The sequence below is a fragment of the Anaerophaga thermohalophila str. Valhall genome, assembly GCF_000250735.1.
Classification (GTDB): Bacteria; Bacteroidota; Bacteroidia; order Bacteroidales; family Marinilabiliaceae; genus Anaerophaga; species Anaerophaga thermohalophila_A.
In genome coordinates this window covers 1-5738 of the sequence record NZ_AHZV01000176.1, presented here as the reverse complement: position 1 = coordinate 5738, position 5738 = coordinate 1, and the positions used below count along the sequence as shown (strand labels likewise).

The 5738-nt window shown below is 44.7% G+C and carries 3 protein-coding genes; 1 reads left to right on the top strand and 2 read right to left on the bottom strand.

The features are described from left to right. Positions 1–106 precede the first annotated feature (106 nt). Positions 107–424: a thioredoxin gene (trxA, locus tag OQ5_RS0109405; RefSeq protein ID WP_016777250.1), complete on the bottom strand. Its 318-nt coding sequence runs from the start codon at positions 422–424 to the stop codon at positions 107–109. 328 nt (positions 425–752) lie between these two features. Further along, positions 753–4625 (bottom strand): DNA polymerase III subunit alpha, encoded by a 3873-nt coding sequence (dnaE, locus tag OQ5_RS0109395; protein WP_016777248.1) that lies wholly within the window; start codon positions 4623–4625, stop codon positions 753–755. A gap of 252 nt (positions 4626–4877) precedes the next feature. On the opposite strand from dnaE, the gene OQ5_RS0109390 reads away from it, so the two are divergent. Further along, the coding region (locus OQ5_RS0109390) for a hypothetical protein (RefSeq protein WP_016777247.1) at positions 4878–5738 on the top strand (861 nt) is incomplete at its 3' end.

Below are 5738 nucleotides of genomic sequence, written 5' to 3'. Positions count from 1 at the left end.
GGAAACTTATGAATAAAGCAGGCTAAATATTTAGCTGCATCGATTCAAAAAAAAGCCGGAACATTGAATTGTCCGGCCTTTTCTTATTTTCAAAAATTTTTAATTTCTAAAGAATAGCATCCAGTTTAGAAGCCAACGCGGCCTTCGGAACAGCTCCAACCTGTTTATCAACAACTTCGCCATCCTTAAAAAACAGGATTGTCGGAATGTTACGGATACCGAACTTTACAGATGTTTCGGGGTTACCGTCCACATCCATCTTGGCCATTACCGCTTTGTCCTTGTACTCCTCGGCAAGCTCTGCCACAATAGGGGCCACCAGCCTGCAAGGGCCGCACCATTCGGCCCAGAAATCAACCAAAACGGGTTTGTCTGACTTCAATACTACGTCTTCAAAATTAGAATCGGTTACTTCAACAGTCATAATTTCAATAGTTTTAAAATATCAATTATTTAATTTCAATTATCCTGAAGGCTATTAGCCTTTTCTGTAATTAGTGTCTGTCCATAAAGTACCATTTGCTGTGTTATGCTTGCCGCCAAGTTACCTTCATCTAAAGGCCCCACAGCCAAAGCAAAGACCACTGGAAGCGAAATCCCCCTCTCCATGCGCCAAACCCTCATGCTACTATCCTGCCATTCTACATTCTCACCTTCCTGCCTTTACGCCATGCAAATGGTTACTGACTATTGCTATTAACAACACCTTTTTAGTGTGCTTGTTCAAATATAAATATTTTTTCAGAACCCATTCAGGACAAATTTATCTGCAACTCAGGATGTTCATCAAAAAACTGAAGAACATCTTTCTGAGAAAGGTCAATTCGTGCCGAACGTGACAATAGTTGCACACGGTTATGCTCATTGACGGGATCGAAAACATGAAATCTTAACGATACATTGCCGCGATTATCAAGCATCACGCTGGCCAGTTCATTCACCAGCTCTTCAGTAATTTTATCGACAGGAACATTCAAAGAAAGGCTTCGCACGTGGTTTTCCAGAACATCGTCCAGGAAAGAGATGGAGTTTATCTTCGTCTCCAACTCATCGGGACGATATTTTTTAGGCTGTACCTTTCCTTTTATCAGAAGGAAAATGCTGCCATCATCGGGGACAGTATGGTATTTGCTATAATCGTTGTAATCGCGTCCAAAAAGGGCAAAATCATAAGACCCTGAATAATCCTCAATGGTGATAATGGCGAACGGGTTTTCCTTGACCCTGGTAACTCCGCGCCGGATTCCGGTAACCATACCTCCGACAATAAAACTTCTTCCGTTAACAGCCGAAAGATCGCTCAGTTCGCTTAGCTCCGTATTACAGTAATGCTTGAGTTCAAGCCTGAAACGATCAAGCGGATGAGCCGAAAGATAAATCCCAATCAACTCTTTTTCCCGTTTCAGTTTTTCAATACTGGTAAATTCAGGCACTTTCGGAATTGAAGGTCGTTTTACGGCACCCGTCATATCAGCGGCACCAAAGAGTGACACCTGATTGCTTGCTTTATCGGCCTGAAAGCGGTTGCCATACCGCAACAACCTCTCAATAAAGGTGCCTTCTTCACCATCGCTAACAGCAAAAAACTGGGCTCTGTTAATTTCTCCCAGATTATCGAATGCACCTGCAGCAGCCAATGCCTCAAGATTTTTCTTGTTTACCGTTTGCAGGTTCACACGTTCCACAAAATCAAAAATATCCTTAAAAGCTCCTCCTTCTTCACGTTTTCGGATGATCTCCTCCACGGCACCGGCACCAACACCTTTAATACCTGCCATTCCAAAACGTATGGCACCTTCGGCGTTTACGGTAAACTTCCTGAAACTTTCATTCACGTCAGGCCCAAGGACTTCGAGTCCCATCCGGCGGCATTCGTCCATGAAAGTGGTTATCTTCGTAATGTCGTTCAGGTTTCGGCTTAAAACACCCGACATAAACTCGGCCGGATAGTGGGCCTTCAGGTAGCCGGTCTGATAAGCCACATAAGCATAGCAAACCGAGTGCGATTTGTTGAAAGCATAACTGGCAAATGCTTCCCAGTCTTTCCATATCTTTTCTATAAGCTGATCAGGTTCTTTATTGACTTCCTTACAGCCTTTAAGAAACGCTTCGTTCCTTTTACACCCCTCATAAAACTTCACTTTCAGCTTAGCCATCAGATCGGCCAGCTTTTTCCCCATCGCTTTCCGCAACGAATCCGACTCACCCCTTGTAAAGCCTGCCAGGGCCCGGGAAAGGAGCATCACCTGCTCCTGAAAGACCGTAATGCCATAAGTATCCTTCAGGAAAGGCTCCATCATAGGGTGGTCGTAGTTAATCTCCTGTTTGCCGTGTTTGCGCGCAATGTAATCGGGAATATATTCCATTGGTCCCGGCCGGTAAAGTGCATTCATAGCAACCAGGTCTTCAAACCGGTTGGGCTGAAGCGCTCTCAGGTGCTTTTTCATACCGGGGGACTCGAACTGAAAGATGGCGGTAGTATCGCCCCGGCTGAATAATTCAAAAGTTTCCGGGTCATCGGGTGGAAGCTTCTCAATATCTATATCGATATTTTTGGACAGCTTAATATTTTCGAGAGTTTCTTTAATGATAGACAACGTCTTAAGACCCAGAAAATCCATTTTCAGGAGGCCGATGGCTTCAACAAAACGCCCGTCATATTGCGTTGTCATTAATTCCTCGTCTTTGGTAGGAATCAACGGGATATGCTGCTCCAGGGGATCTCTTCCGATAAGTACACCACAGGCATGCACACCGGTTTGCCGTACCGAACCTTCGAGGGTACAGGCAAAATTCATGGTCTTCAGCACCTTATCTTCACCGTTGGTTCTTGCCTCCAACATCCTTTCGGCAAATATTTTGTAAACTTCCAGTTTGCTTTCCTCCTTGCCTTTCCCTGCATTACGGGCAGCCCTGAGTTCATTGTCAATTCTTTTGATGGCATCTTCGAGACTGCCGGCATCCCGTTCTCTTTTCAGCACCTCATCATAGGCGTTAGCAAGTTTGGTACCGGGACGTTCGGGTATAAGCTTGGCAAGTTTATCGGTGTCGGGAAGTGGTAATTTCAGTACCCGCCCCACATCACGAATAGCCAGCCTGGCCGCCATGGTTCCAAATGTGCAGATATGAGCCACTTTATCCTGACCATATTTTTTGGTTACCCAATCAAGTACAAGCTGGCGGCCGTCATCGTCAAAGTCGATGTCCACATCGGGCATAGAGATACGATCGGGATTCAGGAAACGCTCAAAAAGCAGATCGTGCTTGATGGGATCGATATTGGTAATCCCCACGCAATAGGATACTGCAGCACCCGCAGCAGAACCGCGACCCGGACCGACCAGGACACCCATATCGCGGGCTGCATTGATAAAATCCTGAACAATAAGGAAATAACCAGGGAAACCCATGGTTTTAATCGTATTCAGCTCAAAGTCGAGACGTTCCTTAACGTCATCAGGAATAGGATCGCCATATCGCGACGGGTCTTTAGCCCCCTCGTAAGTAAGATGAGCCAGATAGTCCGACTCAAGCTTAACACGTATCAGGTGTTCGTAGTCTCCTCCCAAAGCATCGTATCTGTCTCCAAACTCTTCGCGAAGAGCTTCTTCCGGATATTTTTCTTTATACCCTTCAAAAGTCCCGAAGTCAGATGGAATAGGGAAAAAGGGCATGATGGGGGCAGAGTTCAGGTCGTATTCTTCGACTTTATCGGCAATTTCCATTGTATTCTGCAAAGCTTCCGGAACATCGCTGAAAAGCTCGTTCATTTCGGCAGTGGTTTTGAACCATTCCTGCTTGGTATAACGCATACGCTTCTCGTCATCGAAATCTTTACCGGTATTCAGGCAAATAAGCAAATCGTGCGCCTCGGCATCTTCGGCATCGGTAAAATGTACGTCATTGGCAGCGATCACTTTAACATCCAACTCTTTCGAAAAAGCAAGCAAGGCCTTATTAACAAGAATCTGGTTCTCGTAAACTTCCTTTCTTAACACAGGGTCTTCGGCAGGATGACGCTGTAACTCGAGATAAAAATCGTCTCCAAAAACCCTTTTAAACCAAAGAATGGACTCTCTGGCACCATCAATATCTCCGGCAATAATCTTCTGCGGAACTTCGCCTCCAATACAGGCCGTAGTAACAATAATTCCTTCGTGATACTGTTCAAGCAGATTTTTGTCAATCCGGGGCTTGTAATAAAACCCCTCAATGTTGGCAATCGATATCAGCTTAAGCAGGTTTCTGTAGCCCGTCCGGTTTTTCGCCAGCAAAATAAGATGATCGCCCCGTCCGTCAAGCTTACTGTCGGTTTTATCGTGAATGGTACGCGCGGCAACATAGGTTTCACATCCGAGAATGGGCTTGATCCCGTTTTTCCGGCATGTATCAAAAAACTCTTTAATTCCGAACATGGTCCCGTGATCGGTGAGAGCAAGTGCCTTCATCCCGTCATTTTTAGCCTTGGCCACGAGGTCGCCGACACTGGCAGCACCATCGAGTATAGAATACTGAGAGTGAACGTGAAGATGTGTGAAAGGTATGCGCTCCATATTATCTTTAGTGTCTTTTATTAACTGATTATCAAATGCCTGACTGCCTGTCTGAAGAATAGAAGGCAACATGCTAAGAATTCATGATACAAAAATATCTAAATTTTTACGATGCTCAACCATCGGTAAAATTCAAGCGTCCTCATCAAATTTAACTTGAAAATAGTTTTCTATTTCCTGCTTTAAACCCCTCAGCAATTGCATATTATTATTTGAAATTTGAACATCTCATAACGAACCCTTAGGAGAAAAGAGGCTAAAATTTAAACACATTTTTTGACGAATGGTTTGTAACTTTGTTCAGGCATTTAAAAATAATACTCAATGAACCCTGAAACAGCGAAAAACACGGACAAGACCATTATTACCATTTTGACTTATGTAGTAGCCGCCCTGGCGGCCATAGCAACTTTATCCGGGATATTATCCAAAAAAGGTCCCGGTCCCTGGGTGCATGAATCGGTGCGTGGTTTCCAGGTTGAAATTTATGGTGAAGGTATCTATCGTCACATGTCGGCCGATGTAGCACCGCAGGGGATTGCCCAGGATTTTGTCACCCTTCTTATCGGAATTCCGCTATTGATTCTCGCATTGCGGGCATTTCGCAGAAATTCACTCAAAGGCCGGTTTTTACTGGCAGGTGTACAGGCGTATTTTCTCGTTACCTATCTGTTTTATCTGACTATGGGCACTTTTAATTCCATGTTTTTGATTTATGTGGCACTCCTTGGCTGCACGTTTTTTATTTTCCTACTCACGTTGCCAGTCATGTCCATCAATGAACTTCCAAACTGGTTTTCTAAAAAAACACCGACAAGGAGTGCAGGTAACTTTTTAATTATCAACGCCCTGCTTATCGCCTTATTGTGGTTATCGGTAGTGGTACCGCCCCTGATTGAAGGCACCATTATTCCCAGAGCTACGCAACACTATACCACACTCATTGTTCAGGGCTTCGACCTGGCATTATTGCTTCCTGCTTCCCTCATTATCGGGATAATGCTCAAACGGAGAACGCCGGCAGGATTGATGTTCGGAACCGTTTACCTGGTCTTTCTGTCACTGTTGATGGTGGCACTTTCGGCAAAAATAATTGCCATGCACCGTATTGGAGAAGAGACCTTTCCTGCCAGCGTTATAATACCCGTGATCACCATCACAGCCATTATCCTGAGCATTAAAATG

Excerpts from the sequence above, each read along its gene's own strand:
- trxA (WP_016777250.1), bottom strand. The coding sequence starts at position 424 with ATGACTGTTGAAGTAACCGATTCTAATTTTGAAGACGTAGTATTGAAG.
- dnaE (WP_016777248.1), bottom strand. The coding sequence starts at position 4,625 with ATGTTGCCTTCTATTCTTCAGACAGGCAGTCAGGCATTTGATAATCAG.